A 26,591-nucleotide genomic window follows, 5' to 3' on the forward strand; every position below is an offset into this window, starting at 1 on the left:
CGCAAGGTGTTAGTTTAACATACTTCTAAAAGTCATCTACGGATTTAAATGCATTATAATTTTCTCTAAAGAATTAAATAATCACTGATGAACTTATTATTTTTTTATTGTGTTAAATATAACATACAGTATATCTTAATCTTCTAATTATCTTTGAAAATAATTCCACATAAAGCACTAAGCTATTTGCATAAAATTAAAATAGTATGTTTATTCACTCCTTTTTATAGATCTCATATACTATATTAAAGTGGAACCTGTTTTTAAGTAATGTGAAGTAATACTATAATAGTGCAATAATATCGAAGAAATGGAGGTTAATAATGAATAGTATTACAATTCCAGCTATTAAAAGCTTAAGCATTACAAATAAATATTCTGATAAAAGTTTAAATGGAGATAAAATAATAGTAGGCACTGATGGTAACTATAACTACTACAGTTATTTGTTTTGGGATATCTCATCGATACCTACTAATGCTACAGTTTATAATGCAAAGCTTACGCTTTTCAAAACTGATAATTTTTATTATGATACTAGTAAAAAATTCTCCATAAGTCCGCTCTATGAATACTTCAGTACTTATACAACTTATAATAATTCTCCTAATTATGATCATTATACTGTAATAAACTTTTATCCATTGACAGATAATATATCAGTAACAATAGATATTACAACAATAGTTTCGTCATGGGTAAAAAATAGTTTGAAAAATAAAGGTATAATACTATATGGAAGAAATGAAGATATATTCACAAGCTTCGGATCTGTAAAAAGTTCAGACAACTATCTTATGCCATTTATAATAGTAAATTATGATCCATATTCCCCCAATAAATGTTTAAAAAAGGAATGTACTAATAAATATTCTAAGGATTGTTGTAAAAAAAAATATAACGATGAATACTTCAAAGATGATTGTTGTGAGAAATATATAAAAATATGCAAAGAAGAACTTGAATCGATTTTATTTAAAGTTTGTAAAGAAGCTTGCGGAGGTAATTGCAATCCATTCCCCTCAAATACCTCCATTACTAGAACGGTACGAGTGACAGGAACTGTAGCTCCAACATCAGTTTATTATATAGTTGTAGATTTACAAGTAACTCGCGCTTCTAGTGGACAAGTAAATCATTATTATGTATCAGATGAGTATGATAATTCCTTAAATAATACTCCTCTTCCTATAGATAAAACGTATAATATTGCTGTAAGCCCTCCTATTCAATCTGGTGATGCAGAAGATGTGATTTTATATGGTTCCTATAAAGGCTTTTAGTTCCTAGAATTTATATAATAATAATGAGAGCTTTTAAAGCACATAAAAAAATAATCATGACATTTTGGACTTGTTATTTTCTTTAATCTGCCTAAGCTCTCATTATTTTTACATATTTACTTGTAATATAAATCTGTTAATACATAGTTTTTAGTCCTCACTTTTTCCTACACCAGATAAGATTAATCCCTTATTATGTTCTAGTGCCCAGCTTATACCCCAGTCATTTTGGAATATAAGAAGATTTCTATCCTTAAAATCTTTAACCTTCTTAGTATCAGAAGTTAAGTTCAATGAATCCATGTTAACATCTTTATTTTCAATCCATCTTACATATCTGTAGTCTAATCTATCCATTTTAACATCAACATTATATTCGCTATTTAATCTGTATTCTAATACTTCAAATTGAAGCACACCAACAACTCCAACTATTATTTCTTCCATACCAATGTGAATTTCCTTAAATACTTGAATTGCTCCTTCTTGGGCGATTTGAGAAACACCTTTTATAAATTGCTTTCTCTTCATAGTATCTACTGGTCTTACTCTTGCAAAATGTTCTGGTGCAAAAGTTGGAATTCCTTCAAATTTAAATTTCTTTGATGGTGCACATAGTGTATCTCCAATTGAAAATATACCTGGATCAAATACACCGATTATATCTCCTGCATAAGCTTCTTCAACAATTTCTCTATCTTGAGCCATAAATTGTTGTGGTTGAGCTAATTTAATCTTCTTTCCACCTTGCATGTGGTATACATCTTCACCTTTATTAAATTTACCTGAACAAATTCTCATAAATGCGATTCTATCTCTATGAGCCTTATTCATATTTGCTTGAATTTTAAATACAAAAGCAGAGAAATTATCATCAAATGGATCAATAGTTCCACCACTTGAATTTCTAGCAAGTGGTGATGTAGTCATTTCTAAGAAATGTTCCAAGAATGGTTCCACACCAAAGTTAGTTAATGCTGATCCAAAAAATACTGGTGTTAATTCTCCACGACGTACAACATCTAAATCTAATTCATCTCCAGCAATATCTAAAAGCTCAATATCTTCCATCAATTTATCGTGAAGAGCATCTCCCAATATTTCTCTAAACTTAGGATCATCTGGTGAACCTTCTATTGCTTCAACTTCATTTTGACCGTGATTTCCACCATTGAAAGCTATAATCCTGTTATTGTCTCTTTCGTATACTCCTTTGAATTCCTTACCAGAACCAATTGGCCAATTCATTGGATAAGTTTTAATTCCAAGTTCATTTTCAATATCATCTAATAATTGGAATGGATCTTTAGCTTCTCTATCCATCTTATTTATAAATGTAAAGATTGGCATTTCTCTTAAAGAAGCAACATGGAATAACTTTCTTGTTTGATCTTCTATACCCTTAGCAGCATCTACAACCATAACTGCTGAGTCTGCAGCCATAAGAGTTCTATATGTATCTTCTGAGAAATCTTGGTGACCTGGGGTATCTAATATGTTAATACAGTGATTATTATAGTTAAATTGCATAACTGAAGAAGTAACTGAGATACCTCTTTGCTTTTCGATTTCCATCCAGTCAGAAACTGCATGCTTAGATGCCTTTCTGGCTTTAACTGAACCTGCAAGTCTAATAGCTCCTCCATATAATAAAAACTTTTCTGTAAGTGTAGTTTTACCTGCATCAGGGTGAGATATAATTGCAAAGGTTCTTCTTTTCTCTATTTCTTTTATATAATCAGCCAACGCTAAATCCTCCTAAATTTATAATCAATTAATTCATAAAATTTCTACGAAAATTATTAAAAGTACTTTATCTACATCGGACAAGTCCTCCTAAATTTTATATATCATTATTTTAAAATGATAAAACCTATATAGCTTTATTTAAAATTTATAACTTCATTTATATATACTTATACGACTTCATTATTAACTAAATTATTATATCATATGAAATATATTATGTACACTTTATGCAGTATATTTACTTGAGCCTATCCTTTATTAATGCCAGATAAACTAATCTATTAAATAAGATTAATTATAAAAACAAAAAGTAAATAGTAACAAAAATTTAATTATTTGTTTAGATTAAATTTATATTTTCATAACATTTTTGTCACTTTTTTACTATATAATGATTTAATGGAACATAAACTAAATCATATTATATTAGTTTCTGTTAGTTTCAAAACTTTTAGATTAAATTATAAGTTTTGTTAACAAATTTTATTTTTATATTAAATTTTTAATTATTAGGGAGGAAAAAATTATGTTTAAAAGAGCAAACAAAATTACATCTTTATTAATAGCAGCTGCTTCAGTTATGTCTTTAGTTCCTGCTTATGCCGCAGATGTAAAGAAAATTGATTCAGACGATGGTACTGTATACAATGCAGTAGCTTATAAGGACGGTAAGTTCTTTGTTGATGGAGAAATTAACGATGACGAAGAAGCTTATTATGTATCTGATGGAAAATTTAACAAATTAGAAGATATTGATTCAGGAGATGACGCTGATCTATTCGGAGAAAAATATCTTGATATAAATGATGGTGATTACACTGTTGATTTAGATAAAGGTAGTATAACTGATGATGATACTAAGGGAGATACTGCTGATGACGCTTCAGCAGATCTAAGAAAGAAAATTAAAGATGACACTGATGACAGATATGATGAAGATTTTGCTAATAATATAATAGACGAAAATAAAGATGATACTGAAGATTTAACTAAATTAAATATACTTCCAGGCGCTAAATATAAATCTCCATGGTATTATACACAGTATAAAGCAGCAGATAAGGCTGTGAATGATAATGTTAATGGACTAAAAGGAACAGATGCATCAAAACAATTTTTTAATGTTTATACCGACACAAAAGGTGGCTACATTGATGCTGACTATAACTTAGGAAAAGTTAAGGTTACAACCACTGCTGATGGTGCATCAACTAAAACAGAAACAATAGAAAATACTAATGATAAATACGATGCTGCTGGTAAGGATGATGCACTAACTGCAAGTGTATCCCAAGATAAAATATTGACACAAGATGATGATTATATTTATAGACTTGCAACTATAAAAGTAAATGTAACTACTGATGCTGCTGCTACAGCTAGAATAAGTGAAATAAATGGTGTTGAACTTAACCCAGAAAATGCAAACGACAAACCACAAATATTTAAAGTTGAAAATGATGGAAGAACTGTATCATTCAAGGCTATTCAAAAGATATCTAAAGCTCAAGACTCTGATGATGTTGATGGAGCTAAATATGCAAAAACTGTAACTACTTATGCACTTTCTGATGAAGACGGTAAAAACCTAGATGCTAAAGACTTATTCCTAAATACTGATGGCACTATCAATGAAGATACTAAATTTACTGTAGCTAACGGAAAACTTATAGCCTACAATACAGAAATGAATGAGTATAAAAAAGTTGTTGTCAGAGCATATTCATTAAAAACAAAAGGCGGATACTACTATGCTGACGAAGAAGATGAAAGCAAAGAAGATTGCGAAGTAAGTTCTCAAGATGATAAGACATCAGCTGTTCAAACAGACGTTGATGGAAACCTATGGAGATTAGATGGTGGATATATCTATAAATTTGATAATACAGATGATTGGGACAAGGTTTACAAAGTTGATGGATCTTTCGATGAACTTTCAGTTTATGATAAAGACAATATAGCTGCTTGGAGCGAAGATGATGATGTTTACTCATTAATAGGTGGAAAATCTTCTGATGATGATAATAACACTAATCCTCCAACTACAACTTCAGGATGGGTACAAGCTGCTGATGGAACTTGGACTTATAATAAAGAAGATGGAACTAAGGCTACTGGCTGGTTAAACTTAAATGGAGTTTGGTATTATTTAAACACTGATGGCGTTATGGCTACTGGTTGGTTAAACTTAAATGGAGTTTGGTATTACTTAAATCCATCAGGAGCTATGGCTACTAGCTGGTTAAACTTAAATGGAACTTGGTACTATTTAAATTCATCAGGAGCTATGGCTACTGGTTGGTTAAATGATAATGGAACTTGGTATTATTTAAATACATCAGGGGCTATGTTATCTAACACAACTGTTGATGGTTATGTATTAGGCTCTAATGGAGCTTGGATTAGATAGTTTTAATCTAATTATTCCTTTATAAAAGGACAAGGTTTTCTATACTGTCGTTTATATACATCCTTATCTAAACGATGGTATAGCTTACCTTGTTATTTTTTATGCTATAAACAATAACATTTCTACATCTAAATTGATCCCTAACTGCATATATTTCATACTTCTCTAATTTTCCACTCCTATATAACACTATTTTTATCTTAAATTCTTTATAGATATCAGAAATTCATAACCTATTCCTATATTTCTAATTGATTATCCTTTATAAACTCACACCAAATTTTATATAAAAATATCACGTCAAGCTGCTGTAAAAGGTACCTAATGATACTTAAATGGATGTATATTATATTAAAATACAAATCATTATCCCCCTTAATTTTCTTACAATTCTGATATTTTTCCAAAAAAGGTACCATTTTTTTCACATTCAATCTGTATAATATAGTGAAAAAGTTAAATATCACTTTTAATTTATAAAAAATATTATTTAAATAAAATATTATATAAAACGGAGGACGAATTATGCTAAAAAGATTAACTAATGCAACATCATTACTAGTAGCTGCAGCTGCTATTATTTCAATAGTACCTGCTCATGCAGCTGATTATAAAAAAATCGACTCACAAGAAGGTACTATATACAGTGCAATAGCGTACAAAGATGGTAAATTTTATATTGATGGAGAAATTAATAACAAGGATGAAGCTGCTTACTACTTAGCAAACGGTAAATACAATAATCTATCAGATATTGATAGTGGATCCTCTTCTGAAATCTATGGTTCTAAATATGTAAATGTAGAAAATGGGGATTATTTTATTAATTTGGATAACGGTTCTGTAACTGATGAATCTATAAAAGAAAATGCAGAAGATGATGCCGCTTCAACCCTAAGAAAGAATCTGAAAAAAGATAACGATGGAAGATTCAATAAAGCTGAAGCCGAAACAATCCAAAAATTAACGAATGCAGAGCTTCCAGGGAATAAATTTTCAGATCCATGGTATAAATTTGAATATTCAAAAGACAATTCAACAAATGGGGCAATTACTAAATTAAATGTATATACTGATACTCAAGGGAACTACATTGATGCTGATTATAATTTAGGATCACTAAAAGTAACTACAGTTGCATCTTCATCTACATCCAAAACAATAACTGTAGCTAACACAGACGATACTTATGATGCTGATGGCACTAATTCTATTACAGGAAAAGATAAAATATCAGCAAGCGTTGATACTTCTACAGGAAAAATCATTGGACAAGATAGTAGCTATATTTATAGAACAGCCAAAATTACTGTGAATGCTGCTAATGGAGCTAAAATAACTAAAATAAATGGAATGGATGTTACTGTTGATAACGGGCATACATTTACTGTAAACAATAGCACATTGGGTTCTGGCACTAGTACAGTAAGTTTCAATGTAATTCAAAAGATATCAAAATCACAAGCTTCAGGTAACATTGATGGAGCTAAGTACGCTAAATCAGTAACAACTTATGTTATTTCTGATAAGGACGGAAAAAATGAGTCTTTTTCCTATGATAAGTATACTATTGCTAACGGGAAATTAGTCGGATATACAGCTAATAGTTCAAATTTAAAAGTTAGAACAGCAACATTAACGTCAAAAAATGGATATTATTATGTTGATTTAGCTGATGAATCAAGTGAAGATGTTAAAGTAAATGGTTCTAAAAGTGCTGTTGATACAGATGTAAGCGGAAACCTTTGGAGATTAGACGCCGGATATATCTATAAGTGGGATAATAATGAAGACTGGACAAAAGTGTATAAGGTAGATGGTTCTTTTGATCAAATGTCAGTTTACGATGATAATAATATCGTAACTTGGAATAAGAATAATGAAGTTTATTCGGTAATAGGTGGAAAAGAGACAATTCCAACAACCCCAGCTGAACCAACAACTCCTGTAGTAAACAAAGGATGGGTTAAGACTGATGCAGGATGGACTTTCTACAACACTAATGGAACTCAATTAAAAGGACAATGGGTTAATGATTCCGGAACTTGGTACTATATTAAAGCAGATGGTATCATGGCTACTGGCTGGCTCAAAGATGGATCAACTTGGTATTTCTTAACTGGGTCAGGTGCCATGAAAACTGGCTGGTTGAATGATAATGGAACTTGGTATTACTTACAATCATCAGGTGCTATAAAGACTGGTTGGTTAAATGATAATGGAACTTGGTACTATCTAAGCGCATCAGGTTCAATGTTATCTAACACAATTGTTGATGGATATAAATTAAATGCTTCAGGCGCTTGGATTAGATAGAGGATATCTTAATAATTGGGCTATATCAAAATCTATTTGGTATAGCTCTTCTTTCATTCGATATTCAGATCTTATTTATAAAATCAACCTCCTTAAGATTTTCTTAAGACACGTTAAGAAAATCTTAAGAAAATTTACCACTTAAAAAAGTACCAAGTACTGTTTAAAGAGTTGTATATTATAGTGAATGACAAAATCTTACCTGTATATTAATAATATTACATTTAATTGATTATTCATTCATAACTATTAGCTAAATATTTTAATTAGCTTAAATACTATTAAATTTTATTTTCATAAGAGGAGGACAATATTATGATAAGAGGAATGGGAAAGGTAACATCACTATTAGTAGCAGCAGCAACAGTTGCTTCATTAGTACCTTTTAGTGGCGTTAATGCTGCTGAGATAAAAAGAATTAGCGCTGATGATGGGACTATCTATAATGCAATAGCATATAAGGATGGTAGAGCTTATATTGATGGGGAAATCAATGATGATGAAGAAGCTTACTATTTAGCTAACGGTAAATTTAATAAATTGGAAGATGTTGATTCAGGAGATGACGCAGTTCTATTTGGAGAAAAATATTTAGATATATCAGACGGAGACTACACTGTTGATTTAGATAAGGGTACTGTAACTGATGACGACATTAAAGGTGATACCGAAGATGATGCAGCTGCTGCTTTAAGAAAAAAAATAAAAGATGATACAGATGATAGATATAACGAAACTGAAGCAAATACTATTAAAGATTCAAATCATGGTGACCTATTCGATTTAATTCCAGGAGCAAAGTATAATAAAGTTTGGTATTATACACAATATAAAGCCGCTCAAAAATCTATAGATAAAAATGTTAATGGATTAAATGGATTGGATGCAGCCCATCAAATATTTAATGTATTTACTGACGAAAAAGGTAATTACATTGATGCGGACTATAACTTAGGTAAAGTTAAGGTTACAACAACTGCTTCAAGTGCTTCAGGTACTACATTAACAAAGACAGATACAATAGAGAACACAAACGACGCTTACGATGCAGCTGATGGAATTATTAATGGAACTAATATTAGTGGATCTGATAAATTAAGTGCAAGTGTTGTTCAAGATAGAGTATTGGCACAAGATAAAGATTATATATATAGACTTGCAACTGTAAAGGTAACTATTACTACTGGTGCGGCTGCCACAATTAGTGAAATAAATGGTGTTAAAATTGATCCAAATAATAGCAATGATATATTTAAAGTTGAAAACAACGGACAAGTTGTATCTTTCAAAGCTATTCAAAAAATTTCAAAAACTCAAGCTTCTGGTGATGTTGATGACGCTAAATATGCTAAAACTGTAACTACTTACGCACTTTCTGATAAAGATGGTAAAAAGTTAGATGCTGAGGAATTATTTATAAATACTTCAGGTAATATAGTTACTACAACTAACTATACTGTAGCTGGAGGAAAACTTATAGCTTACAATTCTGAAATTAATAATAATGATAAAGTTACTGTTAGAGCTTATACATTAAAATCAAGCAGCGGATTCTATTACGCTGATGAGGAAGATCAAAGCAAAGAAGATTGTGAAAACAGCAAAAACCAAGGTGCTGCTGTTCAAACAGATGTTGACGGAAATCTTTGGAGATTAGATGGTGGATATATCTACAAATTTGATAATACTGATGATTGGGACAAAGTATACAGAGTAGACGGATCATTTGATGAATTCTCAGTTTATGATAAAGATAATATCGTTGCTTGGAGCCAAGACGATGATGTATATTCAGTAATTGGTGGAAAACAGTCTAATAGTGATCCTGATGATACTCCAGTAGTAAAAACAGGATGGGTGCAAGCTACTGATGGAACTTGGACTTATAATAAAGAAGATGGAACTAAAGCTACTGGTTGGTTAAACCTAAACGGAACTTGGTACTATTTAAAAGCTGATGGTGTTATGGCTACTGGCTGGTTAAACTTAAATGGAACTTGGTATTACTTGAATTCGTCAGGTGCTATGGCTACTGGTTGGTTGAATTTAAATGGAACTTGGTACTATTTAAATCAATCGGGTGCTATGGCCACTGGCTGGGCTAACGTTAATGGTACTTGGTATTTCTTAAACGGTTCTGGTGCTATGCAAACTGGTTGGTTAAATGATAATGGAACTTGGTACTATCTATATTCAAATGGTGCTATGGCTGCTAATACAGTAATTAACGGATATAGATTATCTGCAAGCGGTGCTTGGGTATAAATTATCAGATATAAACTATACGCTTAATAATATACGTAATATATTAACCTAAATAATATGCTCTTTTAAACCTCTCCTAGGTTTACTATAACAAGGCTGTCTCAAAAGAAATAGATACTTTTGGAGACAGCCTTACATTTTAATATAACAGGATTCAAATTCTAAATCTAATATAATTTCGTTTACATAAAAGTAAATATAATCTTTAAATTATTGATCATAGTTATTTTGGAGGTTACCCTAAATTATAATTTCCTAATATTAAAAACTTTTATAATAATGTATTTAAAAGTTCAACTTCATTCGTAATTATACTATCTACTCCAACCATTATCACCTTTTTCATATCAACTAAACTATTAACCGTATATGGATTTACTTTTATTCCTGCATCTTTAATTTCTTTAATATATTCTTCGTTTAATATACTTGAAAAATGAGGATGATAACAATCAACGGAAATGGCTTTCAAATATTTAGGTACATTAACTAGTATAGTTTCTGTCAGAGCACCTAAAGTGATCTTTTTATTATTCTCAAGTTTTCTTACTTTTACTAAACTAGTATGATTAAAGCTTGATATTATAACCTTATCTCTTAAATTATATTCATCAATCATAGACAAAACTTTTTTCTCTAGTCCTTTATATTCTATGACACTATTCTTAAGTTCCAAATTTAATACTTTCAAATCAGAGTCTGCAACAAGCTCTAATAGTTCTCGCAGAGTTGGTATTTCCTCTCCACCTCTGTTTTGAAAATATTCTGCTTCTTCCATAGTATATTTCCCAACCTTATAGCTACCGACTTGTTTACCTTCCTCATAGTTTCTTTCTGTTGTCATATTTAACTTTAAATGTGCCATTTCCTGCAAAGAATCATTCTTTAAAAGTTGAATTTCCGGTACACTTTTAGTTCTAAATATCTTTAGTTCATCTAGAGTATAATCTTTAACAAAACCATGGCCATTTGTAGTTCTATCTAAAGTCTCATCATGAAGTATAATTGGAACTCCATCCTTAGAAAGCTGAACATCTGCCTCTATTCCATCAGCATTATACTCAATCGCTTTTTTAAATGCCAACATTGTATTCTCATCAAACTTTCCACTATAACCTCTATGCGCAATATTTAAAATCTTCAAGTTATTCCCCCCTTGTTAAAATATAATTTATCTTACACAATTCCCCTAATATACATATCTTACACTAAACATAACTATATTACCATAATGAATATTAGTTTCATGATTCTTAATTAAAAATAATTTATAATAACACACTCTATATTTATTATATTTTAAATATATTTATAGTTTAATTTCTGCATTTTATTCTGATTAAATACTTAGATAAGTAAAATTTTAAATATAAAAAATACCTGCCAAGAATAAGTTTGTTCCAAGCATATTCTTGTGCAGGTCTATACATACTTTTTATTGACCACTTATTTTTATTTCTTTAGTTCCTATAACTCCTGAGCCATCAGTTGCAACTGCTTTTACAATAACTTTTCCATTTGATACCGCTATTAGCTTGCCAGTATCACTTATTGTTGCTGATCCATCCTCGTTTACAACTAGCCACTTTACTTTTTGATTATCTGAATTGGTAGGATATACCTTTTTACTCATTTGTAAACTTCCACCCTTAGTGGTTATTGAACTCATCTCTGTAGTTCCAGAAACTGGTCCTAAAACTACTATATTGTCTACTTTTATAGTAGTTTCATCACTTGTGTTTTCATTTTTCTTCCACTGAGAATATAATGTAATATCTTTAGTTATTTTTATTCTATCATCATACTCGTAGCTTGTACCATCGCCATCACTGTTTGTATTCCATTCAATGAAAGTATACCCATTTTTAACTGGTTTATATAAAGTAAGCATTGTATCTTCATCAACAGTTTTTGTCCTAAGTAACTCATCATCATCGTCCTCAGCCTCAGGATCTTTAAACTTAACTTTATATTGTTTTTTTACTTCCTTTGAAGGGTCTGTAGGAATATCCTTTGACATTTTTGAGTCCTCATCAATTATTTGATTTGGTACATATGGAAGTGTATTATTTCCATAATAATCAAAACTTTTAGTCGGTATTGGATAATCATTTCCTATACAAGCTCCACTATCATCAAGGTTATAGATCCTTCCATTTATAATAGAAGTTCCCTTCTGCATTGCACCGTTTTCTGAAAATATATAAATCTTTCCTTCTATTTGAATTACACCTGTTTGCATTACTCCACTTAGATCAGTATAATACCACTCTCCGTTGTCAAGAATCCATCCAGTTCTCATTAATCCATAAGAATCAAAGTAATACCAAATTCCGTTTATTTGCTTCCATCCTCCATTAGCATAACCATACATATCTGCATAACTCCAACTCCCATCATAGTTTTCAATCCATGCAGCTAAAGACTTTACTGGAACTACAGTAATTAATGATGAAATAGCAAGACTTACTGCAATAGATTTCCTTAAATATTCATACTTCACAATTAAGTTCTCCCCCTTATCTTTCCTAATTATTTGGCCAAGTCATAAAACTACAACTTGACCATTTTTCCTTTAGTATTTTATACACTCTTTAACTATTTGGATTTATTATTATTGTTTTTGTAACTGATATTCCTGATCCATCATCAAGAGTTGCTTTTATATTAACGCTGCCTTGTTTTAAAGCTGTTAAATCTGCTGTTAAATCTCCAGTTGAATTAATAGTCGCAAGATCCGTATTTGTTCCGTCTATATTACTTATAGACCATATCACTTTTTTACCTGTTACACTAGTTGGGCTTATAACTGAAGTCAATTTCGCTGTATTTCCAACAGCTACTGTATTACTTGATTGATTTATTGTAATTCCAGATGCTGCATTTATTGTTACAACTGACTGTCCAACAATTCCAGACCCGTCTGTCGCAGCTGCGTTTACAGTAACTGTTCCATTTGATACTGCAGTTAAAATTCCATTACTATCAATTGTTGCTTTTCCTGTTACAGGCGTTACTGACCAAGTTATTGCTTTATTAACTGCATCTGTTGGCCCCACCGTTGCTAGCATTTGTAATATACCATTTGGAATAACTATTGTAGAAATATTTCCTGTTCCTGCCACAGTTATTGTCCCTACTTTACCACTTATAGTTATAGGCAGGCTTCCTACAACTTTTGATCCATCTGTTGCAGTTGCATTTACAGTAACTGTTCCATTTGATACTGAGGTTACTAGCCCATTGCTATCAATTGTTGCTTTTCCTGTTCCAGGTGTTACTGACCAAGTCACACTTTTACTAGTCGCCCCTGTTGGTTCAAAACTTGCAGTCATTTGTAATGTTCCGCCATCCGTTATTTCATTTCCACTTCCATCTGGTGCATTAACTGTAATTTTAGTGACTTTAACTTGTGGAATTACTTTTACTGTTATATATTTGCTAATTCCTTTTCCATTATCTGCAGTAGCTATCACCTTAACATCTCCAGAAGATACTCCTGTTAATAATCCTGAAGAGGTAATTGTTGCTGTTCCCGTTCCATTGGAAACAGACCAGTTCACTATTTTATATGTTGCATTATTGGGATCTACACTAGCGCTCATCTGCAATGTTCCACCAACCACTACTTCTGGAGCTTCATCAGGACTTATTATTATGTCTGTTACATTTGTAATTTGTCCAGCTATTCTTACAGTTGCACTTCCAATTGCGGTTGTGCCATCTGCATTTATTACACTTGCTTTTACTGTAACTGTTCCATTAGTCACTCCTCTTATATTTATAGAACTTCCTACTGTTCCACCTTCAATCTTAGCACTTCCGCCATCACTTCCACTAATAACTTCCCAATTTACAGCTTCTGATGTCGTTGTAGAATAACTTGGCAATAAACTAGCTATCAATCCAAGTGTTCCATCATCTTCTGTTATTGATAAAGCCGCTCCATCTTTTGTTGCTATATTAATCTTGGTTGCAGGTATATTATTGTCTATACCACTTATAGTAACTTCTATCGTATCGCTGATACCTGATCCATCCGCAGCAGTAGCTTTTACTGTTACTTTTCCATTTGACTTTGGAGTTAATTCACCGGTATTAGCATCAATTGTAGCACTTCCTGTATTATTCTCAACAGACCATATTACCGCGCCATTAGTTGCATCCTTTGGTAATACAGTTTTATCCATAGTTACCTTCCCAGTTCCTGTTACTGAATCTGGTCCATCTATAGTAATTTTAGAAACCTTAATTTTTTGACCACTTATAGTAACATCTTTAGTCGCAACTACTCCACTACCATCTAATGCCTCAGCTTGTACAGTTACTGGTGTTCCATTTGTATTTGTTACCGCCTTTAAAAGTCCAGTTGAACTATTAATTGTCGCTTTGTCTTCTCCAGACTTAATCGACCATTTTACTGATTTATTAGTTGCAGTAGTTGGAGTTATATTTAAGTTCAATTGTAATGTTCCACCATCTTCTGTAATTGCAAAATCAGTTTTAGTTGTAGTAATCTCCATATCGGTTACCAATATCTTTGTACTTTGTCCGCTTATCGTTACTGTCATACTTCCAACAACATTATTATTTGAAGTTGCTTTTACTGTAACTGTTCCATTAGATATTGCCTTTAAAAGCCCAGTTGAAGAATCAATAGATGCGCTTCCTGTATTATTTTGAACTTCCCAAGTTACAGCCTGATTAGTTGCATCTTCTGGAGACACACTTGCCTTCATTTGAAGAGTTCCTCCATCGGTTGTTATTGTTGATTCTCCTGCTTGTCCGCTTACTGTAACCTTACTTACCGGAACCACTACATCTGTGTTTGTAACTGTAACTTCTTTTGTTCCACTTACATCAGAGCCGTCCTTTGCAGTTGCCTTCACCATAACTGTACCAGCTGATACTCCAGTCAATACTCCATTGCTATCAATAGTTGCTTTTCCAGTTTCATCAGAAACAGACCATGTCACATCTGCATTAGTAACATTACTTGGTGATACTTCTGCTGTCATTGTAACTGATTTATTTACAGTAACATTTGAGTTTCCTTTTATATTAATATCTTCTACATAAACTGATGTATCTTCTTTCCATTGTGCATATAATATTATATCTTCTTCTACTTTTATACTATCATCTGCATCGTAGCTCTTTCCGGATCCATTGCTTTTAGCATTCCATCCTGCAAAAACACGTCCATCCTTAGTTGGCTTATATAAGTCAAATGACTTACCATATTTAACAGTTTTAGTTTTAAGCTCTGATCCATCTGAATCTTTAAGTAAAACTTTAAAGCTTCTTCCTTCATTTGGATTGTCATCCGATTCAGTTTTATCCTCAATAACTTCATTAAATTTCGAGTCAGTTGGAGAGGTAATTACCTTATTGTCAGTATTCTTCAATACCTGAATGCAATTTCCTGAATCATCATACTCTTTTTCTGGAGTTGGCATTTTAGTTCCAACGACTTCTCCATCAGAACCAATAGTGTAAAACTCTCCATTTATAACTGTATTATTTGTCTTTATCGCTCCGTTATCGTCAAAAATATAAACTTTTCCTGAGATATTAACAATTCCTGTTTGAATTACACCACTTGAATCTGCATAATACCATTTCTTATTATAATTAATCCACCCAGTTTTCAGTGCTCCATCATTTTGCAAGAAGTACCATGAAGAGCCTGCTTTGATCCATCCTGTTTGCATTTTCCCATTTCCATCAAAATAATATATCTGTCCGTCAATCCTCTTCCATCCTGTAACTTTTTGATTATCTTGCATATAATAAAAATTCCCTTGATAATCATTTACCCATTCGGCTGAAGCCCTTAATGGAATTAGAGTGAATAATGTCATAGAAATGGTAATTGCTGAAATTATTTTATTTATAAACTTCCATTTCATCAAATCTACCCCTATCTTATATTTTTCATAGTACCTTATATTAAAAAGTACTTTTGTCTTACCATAATTCAAACAACTATTATAATAAAATTTAACAGAGATAATATGTACTTTTGAACAATTGAATTCTTATCACACAATTATCCAAATAATATTCCTGAATTTATCTTATTACTCTATTTATTATCGAAGCTTTTTTGAATAACTATATAGATATAATACCATTTTACATTAAATATCCCATATTGAGTATAATTTAAAAATCTAAGGAGGAAGGTTGCCGTCTTCCCCCTTAGATTTAATTCATGACTTCAATTAATATAAGGTTCCATCTGAACCAAACACATATTTTGTTCCATCTATATATCTTGATCCCGTTACCATTTCTCCATTAATATTAAAATAATAGTTTTTACCATCAATAACTACCCATTCATTTTTTTTCATTACACCCGTACCTTCATCTAAATAATACCAATTATTCTTAGAATAAATCCATCCTGTTTTCATTGAGCCATCATCATTTGAATAATACCAATTTCCATTAGCTCTAAACCAACCTATCTGCATTTCTCCTGATGTATTCTTAAAATAGTACCAGTTACTACCCAAGTTAAGCCAATCACTAGCTGCCTGTCCATTATCTTTTAAATAATACCATTTTTCATTAGACGATTTCCAAATTGAAGTTGACATTGATCCATCATTATTAAAATAATACCAGTACTCATCAACTTTAAACCAGTCCTTTACCATCTTACCATCAGCTTTTAAGTAATAATATTTACCATTATAATTGACCCACTCCATCTTTTTAACGGCTCCATCTTCACCAACATAATACCAATCATCACCATCTTGTACCCATTGGTTAAACAGTTCACAGCCCTTTTTCTTATCGAAGTAGCACTTCTTACCATCTACAATCTGCCAACCTGTTTCCATGGCCCCATCAATTCTATTAAAATAATATATTTTTCCATTTATCTTTTGTACACCTTTTAAACTAACTCCATCTTTATCATAATAATATATATATCCATCATGTTTTCCCCAGCCTTTATCATTATCATACCTATCAAACACTTTATCCCAAGCATCATCAACATCATTATTCTTATCTTTAAGAGCATCAGTAAGATCATCTAATGAGTCATTTATGTCATTTATCCCATCACTTATTCCATCTATAGTTTTATCAAACTCATTTTTACCTTTATCTATCAAGCCGCCAATTTGAGTATTTATATCTGGAATCATATTGTATGTCCCACTTTTTATCATTCCCTTTATCTTATCCCCAACATTACCTAGATTAACTCCATCAATCATCTTATCTAATAAATTCTTTTCGTAATCTCCAACTACAACAGCATATTTATAACTTTTATTTGCTGTGATATCTCCGTTTTTAGTTAATGATAAGCTTAAAATAGAGAATTTAGTTCCATCTATATCCAAAGGAAAACTTAAGCTGCCACTCAAATTAGTAACACCATTAAAATCAATAATATTTAAATCTTTATTTATTTTATCTGAATCTCCCCGTTTTGCCTTTAACATATTATAAATTGGGTTATTAATTACATATACCTTGTTGTTTACGGAATCAATAACATTGATACTCATACCATCACCAATAACTTTAGAACCATTATCTAAATTAATTACTTTTGAATAAGCCGTTGTACCTACTGCTGGATTAAATGTCAATGAAGGAACTATATCAATGCTGCTGTAAGATGCATTCCTCACATTAGCACTATAAGTATTTACGCAATATGCGCCATTTCCTACCACAGTATTAACTATTGATCCCACTAACCCCTTTACCACAAAGGCCTGAGCTATAACATCACCTGAATTATTTTTCCCAGTATACTGATATATAGGGATATTCTGAAATCTGCTCTTAATAGCACTTGGTAATGCTGCTTGTAAGTTTTTCTCCACTATAGGTTCGATTACGTTTTTAAGCGTTTCCTCTGGTATAGTACCTCCTGTAGCCGATTCTGCCTTCGATACAACTGCATTTGTTATTGGATCTTTCAAAACCTCATAAACTTGTGCTGAAATTTCATCAACTAGCGAACCCGACAGATTGTACGATAACTTGCCACATTCCTCATTGTCGATTGACTTTGCTCCTTTGCTGCTAAACATCAATTTTACTCCATTTTCTAACTGAGGGTTTATAGTTGTGTTTTCAGCCATTCCTATAAGAGTATCTCCATCAGGAACCATTGATCCTATATCAATTCCAGAAAGAGCTATGTTATTAGTTTGGGGATTTAAAATTATTTTTGAAATATCATTAGTCTCCGCTTTAACTGGAGTACTGAAAACACTATTTGGTATTGTAGCTATAATACTTGTCCCAATTAATACAAGTGCCAATATTTTATTAATTCTTCTTATCATGCCAATCGCCTCCAAAATATCTATATATATTATATCATTTATACTGATGAGTTTAAATATTCTAACAATATATAGTTACTTTTAATGTGCATTATATGATGTAAAATTCATTGGACAAATATCTAATTATATAATTAATGATATAACTATATTTACGAATTGAGCTATAAATATCCCCATAAAAATAACCATATCGTGATACAAAAATTATATCTTTGATATGGTTATTCTAAAACTCTTTAATTAATTTATCCCTTTATACGCATTTTACATTAATAAAATAATATTAAATTTCTAGTAAGGCATGTGTTAAATTGTGACTAAAACATATAATCTTAATATCGTCATATATTTTTTATACGCACATGCAAATATCTTCAAAGGTCACCATCTCTTTCTAATAAATCTATGAATTTTTTTACAAGATGAGGATCAAATTGAGTCCCCGAACATCTTTTTAACTCTTCAATTATATAATCTTTACTAAAAGCATCCTTATAGACTCTTTTATGAGACATTACATCATAGGAATCAACTATATTTATTATTCTCGAAAGCAATGGTATTTCTTCTCCTTTAAGTTTATTCGGATAACCTGTACCATCATATCTTTCATGATGAGCCAATATTTTACTTGCAATATGAGCCAATTCTGGAGTTGACAATGCAATTCTATAACCTATATCACAATGAGTTTTCATAATCTTCCACTCTTCATCTGTTAGTTTAGATGGTTTCATAAGTATATGTTCAGGTATTCCGATTTTACCTATATCATGCAAGGAAGACAATAACTCCAATTCATCTAGTTTTTCTTTTGGTAATCCTATGCTCTTACCTAATTTTACACTTAGATTCTTAATTCTTATAGTATGCTCCTCTGTCTCACTATGTTTTTCATGCAAAGTCATCAAAAGCGAATTTATAGCCGCACTTCTAGCACTTTTATTTTCCATAAGTTTATTTCTATACATTCTTTTTTCTGCTAATCCCATTATAGCTTCAGTATTAGATCCTTCTTCATCCGATCCGGCGCTTCCCCAAGCAATGCTTATCTTGAAGTGGAATTCTGCTTCACTTTCGCATTTTTCCCTTATTCTATCAATTAAATTTGTTATATACTCTCTATTTTTATTTTTGACCAAAATAACAAATTCATCACCACCCCACCTAGATATTATATCGTCACTGGCACAATTCTCTTTCAGTATTTTTCCTACTATATGGAGCAGTTTATCTCCTTCTGAGTGTCCCAAAGCATCATTAGTTAATTTTAATCCATTAAGATCACCTATTATGATATGATAACTAATATCTTTACTATTATCTAGTGACTCAAACAGTTTTTCCATATACGCCCTGTTTCTTAGATGCGTAAGTTTATCTGTGTAGCTAAGAAATAATATTTCATCATTCGCTGAATTAATCCTTTCAAGCATTCTATTAACTTCATTAGCTAACTTATTAATTTCATCCTTGCCATTAATATCAATAGTTAGCGTCATATCTTTTGTTTTTCCAACCTTTTCTATGAATTTAGTTAATTTCGTGATCCTCTTAAATATATATCTGTCAAAACTTAGAGTATAAAAAACAATAACTATAACTATTAAACATAAAAACTTAAAAATAAAACTTCTCAAAAAATAATTTATCTGTTCATCACTATGATTTGTATCCACTATTGTAATTTCAATGGAGTCCTCTCCATTAATATCCTTGATTGTTTTATAAGCTTCAAAATTATTTTTATTGTAGCTTATTATACTATCGTCTAAGTAAATATAAGATAGATCTTTATCTCTCTTATATTTATCTTGAAATGCTTCTGATAAATTAAAACTTACAGAAGATACCTTTTCTACATACTTTACTAACTTCTTATCAATTTCACGAGTCATTATCAAAAATCCATTACTCTCTTCATGCTTATCAGATGGTGTTATAGGTAATATTCCAACCAGATATACCTTTCCTTGCAGCGATATTAAGCCGATTTTTCCAGATCCTGTTTTATCAAAATTTTTACTAGAAATCATTAACTTATTCATAATATTTCTACTTAATTCTGATTGTATATCGTTTTCTTTTGAATAAATTATATCCTTATTACTATTTAGAAATATCATACTTTTTAAATTTAAATTATTCAGTGTGTTTGATTGTAAATTTGATTTTATATATTCTTGTTTTTTAGTATTTATAAAATTATACGTATCGTCCCATTGTCCCCAATCAATAAGAACTGCTTCCATATCCTCTTCTTCGCTTTTCAATATATAATCTATAACATCGAAGTCTCTTTTTATATGCTGCTCTTGGTCTTTATTTATATAACCAAAATAAGATAAATGAAATATTAAAATAGTTGCTCCGATTACTAATGAAATACTAAAAAAGCCTATTAAGAGTGTTTTATATTTAATACTCATACAAATTCCCCCAACCCTATTTAATTGAAACTATTTAAAGTAAATTATTTAGTCAAATTGAAAACATATTCAAATTATGCAATATTAGTATTTTTCATGTTATTTATAAATAGCCATCAAAATAGTTTACACCTAAATGCATTCTAAATTTGATGGCCATTAATATTTATTCTTGTTATTTTAATTTAAATTTTTGTACTAATTCAGTTAAATGCATTGCTATCTGAGCTTGCTGAGTTGCTGCATTGGCTACTTGCGATATAGCTGATGAACTAGTTTCTATTTCTGATTGTATTTTCTCGCTATTCACAGAAGATTTTTGAACATCTGCAGCTGTACTTTGAAGTGCTTCATTTATCTGCTCGACTGTAGCTTCAACCTCTTGAGCCATTGATACTAGTTCCTCTGACATTGAGCTTACAAAGTCTCCATCATTGCTATACTTTTCTCCGATCTTAGCATAATCCTGCAACTGCTTATCAACTTCACTCGACATAAAGTTAAGTATATCATTACTGTTATCTGAAAGATTTTTAACTGCATCCTGTATCTTAGATATTGTATCTTGAATTGTAAAAACAGTTTGGGAAGATTCCTCTGCAAGTTTTCTAATTTCTTCTGCAACAACTGCAAATCCTTTTCCTGATTCTCCTGCTCTAGCAGCTTCTATTGCTGCATTCAATGCCAAAAGATTAGTTTGCTCGGCAATATCGGCTATAGCCCCAGCCATAACTTTAACTTCCTCAACAACTCTTGCATCTTCAATTGCCTTTATTATATCTTTTTCTTTTTGTTCTCTTATTTGTGTTGTATTTGTAATAGCAATTTTACTATCTTCCTTGACCTTTTCAGCTCTTCTTTTAATCTTTTCAGCATTTGTACTTCCATCGGCTGCTTTATTTGCCAAACTTTCCATACTGGAATTAACTTCTTCAATAGAAGCAGCAATCTCTTCTGCCGTTGCACTTGTTTCCGTCATTATAACATTTATATTTTTGGATGAATTATCAACTTCATCAAGCTTGGCTGATACTTCTTCTACATTCGCAGATAGTTCCTGACTTAACCCACTCATGTTACAAGCTTCATTTAAAATAGTTGAAATAAGATTTTTTACATTCTCCTGAGCAATATTCAGTTCCCTTGCAGTAGCTCCAATTTCATCATATTTAGTTATTTCAACACCTTCTGAAAAATCATAGCTTGCCAACTTCATAGCAAATTTCTGAAGAGTATTTAGTCTTGAAATTATATTTTTATGCATATAAAACCCAGCAAAAATTGCTGCAATTATACTTATGATACATACCACTACAGTTGTCGTAATATCTCTTGCCAATGTATCTCCATTAGCAATACCATTTTTTATATCACTAAGCTGCTTAAAATTCACTATTCCTGATATAAATACCAAAATAGACATAATTACATACGAAACTTGAAGTTTAACCTTTAGTGATACATTTTTTTTCTCTTTATTCATTTTGTCTCCTCCTATATGTACCTTTCAATCTAATTGCATTCATTTATAAAATATTTTAATAAATGTATTCATATTTATAGATGGTGATTGACTATCCTACACAATTTTATGATATCATTATTTTTTCCTACATTCAACTAATACAAACATAACTCTACAATTATAACATTATTTGGACATATATATAAATTTTAGCTTATCCTTTGTACAAAAATAAAAGTGATATCCTATCATAAGATATCACTTCTATTCTTAATTATGCATTATTCAAATTTATCCATTGCCCGTCAAGGAAAAGCATTCCAGTCTTCATAACTCCACCCGCATCGAAGTAATAATTCTTTCCATTTATATTCTTCCATCCAGTTATCATTATTCCACTATCATCTAAATAGTACCATGACTTTCCATTATATAACCATCCTGTCCTCATACTACCATCATCATTCAAGTAGTACTTATTTCTATCATAGGTCACCCAACCTTTTTGCATTACCCCATGATCATCCATAAGGTACCATTTACCCTTATATTGTGCCCAAGCTGTTTGCATTTCTCCAAAGTTATTAAAGTAATACCATTTTCCATCGTAAGTAGCCCATGTATTAACCCTCATAGCTCCATTAGCTTCAAGGTAATACCAATATCCTTTGTCATAAAACCAACCTGTTTGCATAATACCATCTTTATTTAAATAGTACCAATTACCAGAATCCTGTATCCATCCAGTTTGCATATACCCGTTTATGTCCAGGAAATACCATTGATTGTCATACTTAACCCACTGATTTTTAATTTGCATACCAGCTGCATTATAGAATGTCCAATTTCCTCCAACAAGTACCCACTGGTTAGTTCCTTCTATATCTCCTCTAATTACACTTAACTTATAAGTAGTCGTTGTTTTTCCATCTTCAGCAGTTACTTCAACAACTACAAGATTTGCTCCTATATCAAGTTTTATGTAATCAGATTGTCCATTAGTATACTCTTTACCATTTATCTTAATCTTTGCTTTGTCATTTTGTGAAGTATACATAACTCTTACTTTTTCAATATTTCTAGCAACTTTAACACTGTATAGATAAGTCTCAGGATCAAATTTTGGTGACATTGTTCCGTCTGTTACAGAAAGACTCGCTAAATTCACATTGTCTTTTGGATATCTTCTTGTAATATTTAATACATATGTATTGCTATTTCCTTTAGAATCTGTAACTTTTACATTTATAGTATTTCCACCTTCATCCAAGCTTATATAAGGTGAAGTTGCGCCGCTAGGTACTTTCTTTCCATTAACCGTAATTGTCGCATTAACATCCTCTGCTGTTGGAGTAACCCCTATTGATGTAACACTATTATCGACGGTTCCTGAATATTCATATATTCCTTTATTAAAAGCAGGAGTTAGAGTTCCTGATGTCAGTGTCAACCCAGTAAGCTGAGAACTTCTAAATAAAGCTGTACGGGTAACTTTAATATTATATGTACTTGTATCACCATCCTTAGTTGTAAGGATAACTTCAACATCATTTTCTCCTTCATCTAGCTTTATGCTTTGGCTCTTACTTCCACTTTTTACAGTCACACCATTGACTTTAATAGTAGATGAATTATCTACAGCTATTGGTGTAAATGCAATTGTTGTTTGAGTAGTTGGTACTTGAACTGTATAGTCATACGTATTTGAATTGAATGCTGGAGATAAAGTACCTGCCGACGGCACTAATGACTGTAATTTTGCCTCTCCTTTTTTAGTTATAATCAACTTATATTGTCTAGAGATATTTTGGGTTGTCACACCTATACTTATAACATTATCTCCACCAGTTAAGTTTACAGTCGCCTCTGCAGCACTACTACCGCCATTAGTAGAAAAATTCATTGGCGTATTATTATTGTCAAACAACTGAACTTTCGCCATTTTAACATCAGAATTTATATCAGAAATATGATAGTTTCCATTTGCATCTGTTTGTGTAAAAAATAAATTATAAGTTATCTTACCATCTAATGTAACCCTTAAACTTTGAAATGAAAGAGAAGAATCCGCTTCGAATTTCATTCTTATCGGATAGGTAACTTGTTTTCCTGAGCTATCTTTCATAACCACCGTAAGTGTAAAATCGCTATAATCAGTTATTGTATTTACTACATAATCATTTCCTCCACTTGAGTTTGCTACTGGCTTAACATTCATAAAACTTGAGCTACTTTGGACACTTACAATAGAATAACCAGAATCAGCTACCAAAGTGAAATTTTGACCTATTGGAAGAAACTCACATACATATCCATCTTTCTCGTTTCCATCAATATTTTTAGTTTTTCCGTTCACATCTCCTATGTGAAATTGCAGACCTTTTATTTGAGTTTCATCAGTTGCACTAGCTTTCTGCAAATTTACTGTCTGCATAAGTGTAAAAAATACAGTAAAAATTAATAAATAAGAAGTAATCTTATTAAGATTGATTTTTTTTGCACTCATTAGTATGTCCTCCCATCTTATGTTTACGAAATTTATTATCATCCATTTCTAATGTATTTAAACACCAGAAACAGCATATTCAAGTTCATAAAGTATATAATCTATTACTATATTTATTATCGAATTTTCCTAAAGTTTCTTTAACTAAATAAACATAGATATCCTGCCTTTATTCGTACTTATTTCCTCTATAATATACAAATTTCCTTGGAAATATTGGTTCCTTTTTGACTTTTATTCTAATATGTTCTGTATTTCCTACTATAATGTTACACAAAACTTGCTTTTTTCAAATAATTAAAAGTCAGATTTAGATATGGTAATTACCCAAAATTCACGGAACCATCATTATTAAAATTATATATATATCCATCGATTTCTACAGGACTAGTCCTCATAGCACCATCCTCATTAAAATAGTAGTACTTGTCATCTTTATAAAGCCATCCACACCTCATATTACCCGCGTAATTCAAATAATACCAGTTATTTTTCCAATATACCCATTCTCCAGCTTTCATGCTGCCATCAGCATTTAGAAAATACCATTGATTATTTTCATTTACCCATCCAGTATTCATGGCGCCCGATTGATCTAGATAATACCACTGTTTTCCATAATATATCCACCCTGTTCTCATACTACCGTTACGCTCCATGAAATACCAAGTTCCATTACTGGTTATCCATCCTGTTGCCATCGTGCCATCGTCTTTCAAGAAATACCACTTATCATTATCTTTAATCCAACCAGTTTTCATTACACCATTATTATCTAAAAAGTACCATTCATTTTTATAATATAACCATCCAGTTTGCATTTCTCCATTTGCCTCCAGATAGTACCACTTATCGTCATCTTCCATCCAACCTGTTTGCATATTTCCTCTACTGTTGAAATAAAAATAACTTTTATATTTATTATCATAATACCAAGTATTCTTCAAACATTTACCCGCAGTATCATTGTACCTCCATCTTCCATTTACTATCACCCATTGATTCGGCTTTATTACTGCATTAATTGTATCCTTAACATTAGGTGTTACTGGAATACCTAAGTACATATTTAAAGTATAATTCCCAATTCTTTGAGTATCATCATCCTTAACCCCTAGATTAATAGTATATTTTCCTATACCATTAAACTTAACCTTTATAGAATCATTGCTTAATTGCTTTCCATTGGCTGTCATTGAATAGTTTCCATCATCTGGAGTTGCCTGAAGTTCCATTATATCTGTTCCTTCATCTAACTCTATATTATAAAAATTGGTGTTTTTATCAAATCCAATATTACTATCATTTATATTGATATCCTTTAGATAAACAGCATCTTTTCCTCCCTTATAAATATACACATTATAGGTAGATGTTGCATCGCTCCTATTATCTAAGACTTCTATTTCTATCTTATTTTTACCTTTTACTAAAGGTACGACTTTTCTATAACTATCATCTCTAGTTACTATCTCTCCATCAACCTTAACCGTATCTAGCAAATCATACGGTTTAGCCTTAATTAATACTTGATCAATATCATTACCAACATCTGTGACATATGAGTATTTATCTTCTGAAAAATCGAGATTTCCTCCATCACTTAAATAAATATCTTTTAAAGAAGGATTATCTTGTTCTGCATAAACCTTTGTCATAAGCAAATTCAAAGAGCTTGTCTGTAAAAATGAAACGCTATAAATAATAAAAAATGTTAAAATTATCCTTCTGACCATTTTACTCATATTCTGCCCCCCCTTTGTCACCACTTAATATTTCTAAACTAAATCTCTATATTTAATATATAAATAGAGTATAAATTCTACAGATAC

Annotated in this window: 13 protein-coding genes; 4 read left to right on the forward strand and 9 right to left on the reverse strand. The window is 31.2% G+C overall.

Translation table 11 applies throughout. From position 1 onward, the window contains the following. Nucleotides 1-323: 323 nt before the first annotated feature. Nucleotides 324-1,283: a DNRLRE domain-containing protein gene (locus F3K33_RS24000; protein WP_023974295.1), complete on the forward strand. Its 960-nt coding sequence runs from the start codon at nt 324-326 to the stop codon at nt 1,281-1,283. Between the two features lie 150 nt (nt 1,284-1,433). Here the strand turns inward: F3K33_RS24000 and F3K33_RS24005 are convergent, their stop codons facing one another. Then, nucleotides 1,434-3,029, reverse strand: a complete 1,596-nt coding sequence (locus tag F3K33_RS24005) for a peptide chain release factor 3 (RefSeq protein ID WP_023974296.1) — start codon at nt 3,027-3,029, stop codon at nt 1,434-1,436. A gap of 529 nt (nt 3,030-3,558) precedes the next feature. Here F3K33_RS24005 and F3K33_RS24010 point away from each other — a divergent pair. The 3 genes from F3K33_RS24010 (at nt 3,559) to F3K33_RS24020 (ending at nt 10,023) form a co-directional block, all read left to right on the forward strand. Beyond that, nucleotides 3,559-5,442, forward strand: a complete 1,884-nt coding sequence (locus tag F3K33_RS24010) for an N-acetylmuramoyl-L-alanine amidase family protein (protein ID WP_039770713.1) — start codon at nt 3,559-3,561, stop codon at nt 5,440-5,442. Nucleotides 5,443-5,967: 525 nt separating this feature from the next. Beyond that, on the forward strand, nt 5,968-7,758 hold the full coding sequence (locus F3K33_RS24015) for an N-acetylmuramoyl-L-alanine amidase family protein (protein WP_039770711.1): 1,791 nt from the start codon (nt 5,968-5,970) through the stop codon (nt 7,756-7,758). Nucleotides 7,759-8,073: 315 nt separating this feature from the next. Further along, the gene (locus F3K33_RS24020; protein WP_039770709.1) at nt 8,074-10,023 is read left to right on the forward strand and encodes a PspC-like choline-binding domain-containing protein; all 1,950 of its coding nucleotides are present in this window, start codon (nt 8,074-8,076) and stop codon (nt 10,021-10,023) included. A gap of 271 nt (nt 10,024-10,294) precedes the next feature. On the opposite strand, the gene F3K33_RS24025 is transcribed toward F3K33_RS24020, so the two are convergent. The 8 genes from F3K33_RS24025 to F3K33_RS24060 all read right to left on the reverse strand — a co-directional run bounded on the left by F3K33_RS24025 (nt 10,295) and on the right by F3K33_RS24060 (nt 26,504). Further along, the gene (locus F3K33_RS24025) at nt 10,295-11,167 is read right to left on the reverse strand and encodes a glycerophosphodiester phosphodiesterase (RefSeq protein ID WP_039770707.1); all 873 of its coding nucleotides are present in this window, start codon (nt 11,165-11,167) and stop codon (nt 10,295-10,297) included. Between the two features lie 291 nt (nt 11,168-11,458). Then, a complete protein-coding gene (locus F3K33_RS24030; RefSeq protein WP_039770705.1) occupies nt 11,459-12,526 on the reverse strand; it encodes an InlB B-repeat-containing protein in 1,068 nt (355 codons plus the stop codon). A 91-nt stretch (nt 12,527-12,617) separates the two neighbouring features. Then, the gene (locus tag F3K33_RS24035; protein ID WP_051144796.1) at nt 12,618-15,935 is read right to left on the reverse strand and encodes an Ig-like domain-containing protein; all 3,318 of its coding nucleotides are present in this window, start codon (nt 15,933-15,935) and stop codon (nt 12,618-12,620) included. A gap of 315 nt (nt 15,936-16,250) precedes the next feature. Beyond that, complete coding sequence (locus F3K33_RS24040; protein WP_039770703.1) at nt 16,251-18,356, reverse strand: cell wall-binding protein; 2,106 nt, start codon at nt 18,354-18,356, stop codon at nt 16,251-16,253. A gap of 377 nt (nt 18,357-18,733) precedes the next feature. Further along, nucleotides 18,734-20,788 carry an HD domain-containing phosphohydrolase gene (locus F3K33_RS24045; protein ID WP_039770702.1) on the reverse strand — a complete coding sequence of 685 codons (2,055 nt, stop codon included), beginning with the start codon at nt 20,786-20,788 and terminating at the stop codon, nt 18,734-18,736. A gap of 175 nt (nt 20,789-20,963) precedes the next feature. Continuing rightward, nucleotides 20,964-22,271: a methyl-accepting chemotaxis protein gene (locus tag F3K33_RS24050; protein ID WP_039770699.1), complete on the reverse strand. Its 1,308-nt coding sequence runs from the start codon at nt 22,269-22,271 to the stop codon at nt 20,964-20,966. 256 nt (nt 22,272-22,527) lie between these two features. Then, a complete protein-coding gene (locus F3K33_RS24055; protein WP_039770697.1) occupies nt 22,528-24,759 on the reverse strand; it encodes a cadherin-like beta sandwich domain-containing protein in 2,232 nt (743 codons plus the stop codon). Nucleotides 24,760-25,082: 323 nt separating this feature from the next. Continuing rightward, complete coding sequence (locus tag F3K33_RS24060; RefSeq protein WP_039770696.1) at nt 25,083-26,504, reverse strand: cadherin-like beta sandwich domain-containing protein; 1,422 nt, start codon at nt 26,502-26,504, stop codon at nt 25,083-25,085. Nucleotides 26,505-26,591 lie beyond the last annotated feature (87 nt).

Source organism: Clostridium beijerinckii (genome assembly GCF_008705175.1).
Taxonomy (GTDB): domain Bacteria; phylum Bacillota; class Clostridia; order Clostridiales; family Clostridiaceae; genus Clostridium; species Clostridium beijerinckii.

Bases quoted from the DNA above. Each gene is read 5' to 3' on its own strand.
- F3K33_RS24000 (WP_023974295.1), top strand. From the start codon at position 324: ATGAATAGTATTACAATTCCAGCTATTAAAAGCTTAAGCATTACAAAT.
- F3K33_RS24010 (WP_039770713.1), top strand. From the start codon at position 3,559: ATGTTTAAAAGAGCAAACAAAATTACATCTTTATTAATAGCAGCTGCT.
- F3K33_RS24015 (WP_039770711.1), top strand. From the start codon at position 5,968: ATGCTAAAAAGATTAACTAATGCAACATCATTACTAGTAGCTGCAGCT.
- F3K33_RS24020 (WP_039770709.1), top strand. From the start codon at position 8,074: ATGATAAGAGGAATGGGAAAGGTAACATCACTATTAGTAGCAGCAGCA.
- F3K33_RS24035 (WP_051144796.1), bottom strand. From the start codon at position 15,935: ATGAAATGGAAGTTTATAAATAAAATAATTTCAGCAATTACCATTTCT.
- F3K33_RS24040 (WP_039770703.1), bottom strand. From the start codon at position 18,356: ATGATAAGAAGAATTAATAAAATATTGGCACTTGTATTAATTGGGACA.
- F3K33_RS24045 (WP_039770702.1), bottom strand. From the start codon at position 20,788: ATGAGTATTAAATATAAAACACTCTTAATAGGCTTTTTTAGTATTTCA.
- F3K33_RS24050 (WP_039770699.1), bottom strand. From the start codon at position 22,271: ATGAATAAAGAGAAAAAAAATGTATCACTAAAGGTTAAACTTCAAGTT.
- F3K33_RS24055 (WP_039770697.1), bottom strand. From the start codon at position 24,759: ATGAGTGCAAAAAAAATCAATCTTAATAAGATTACTTCTTATTTATTA.
- F3K33_RS24060 (WP_039770696.1), bottom strand. From the start codon at position 26,504: ATGAGTAAAATGGTCAGAAGGATAATTTTAACATTTTTTATTATTTAT.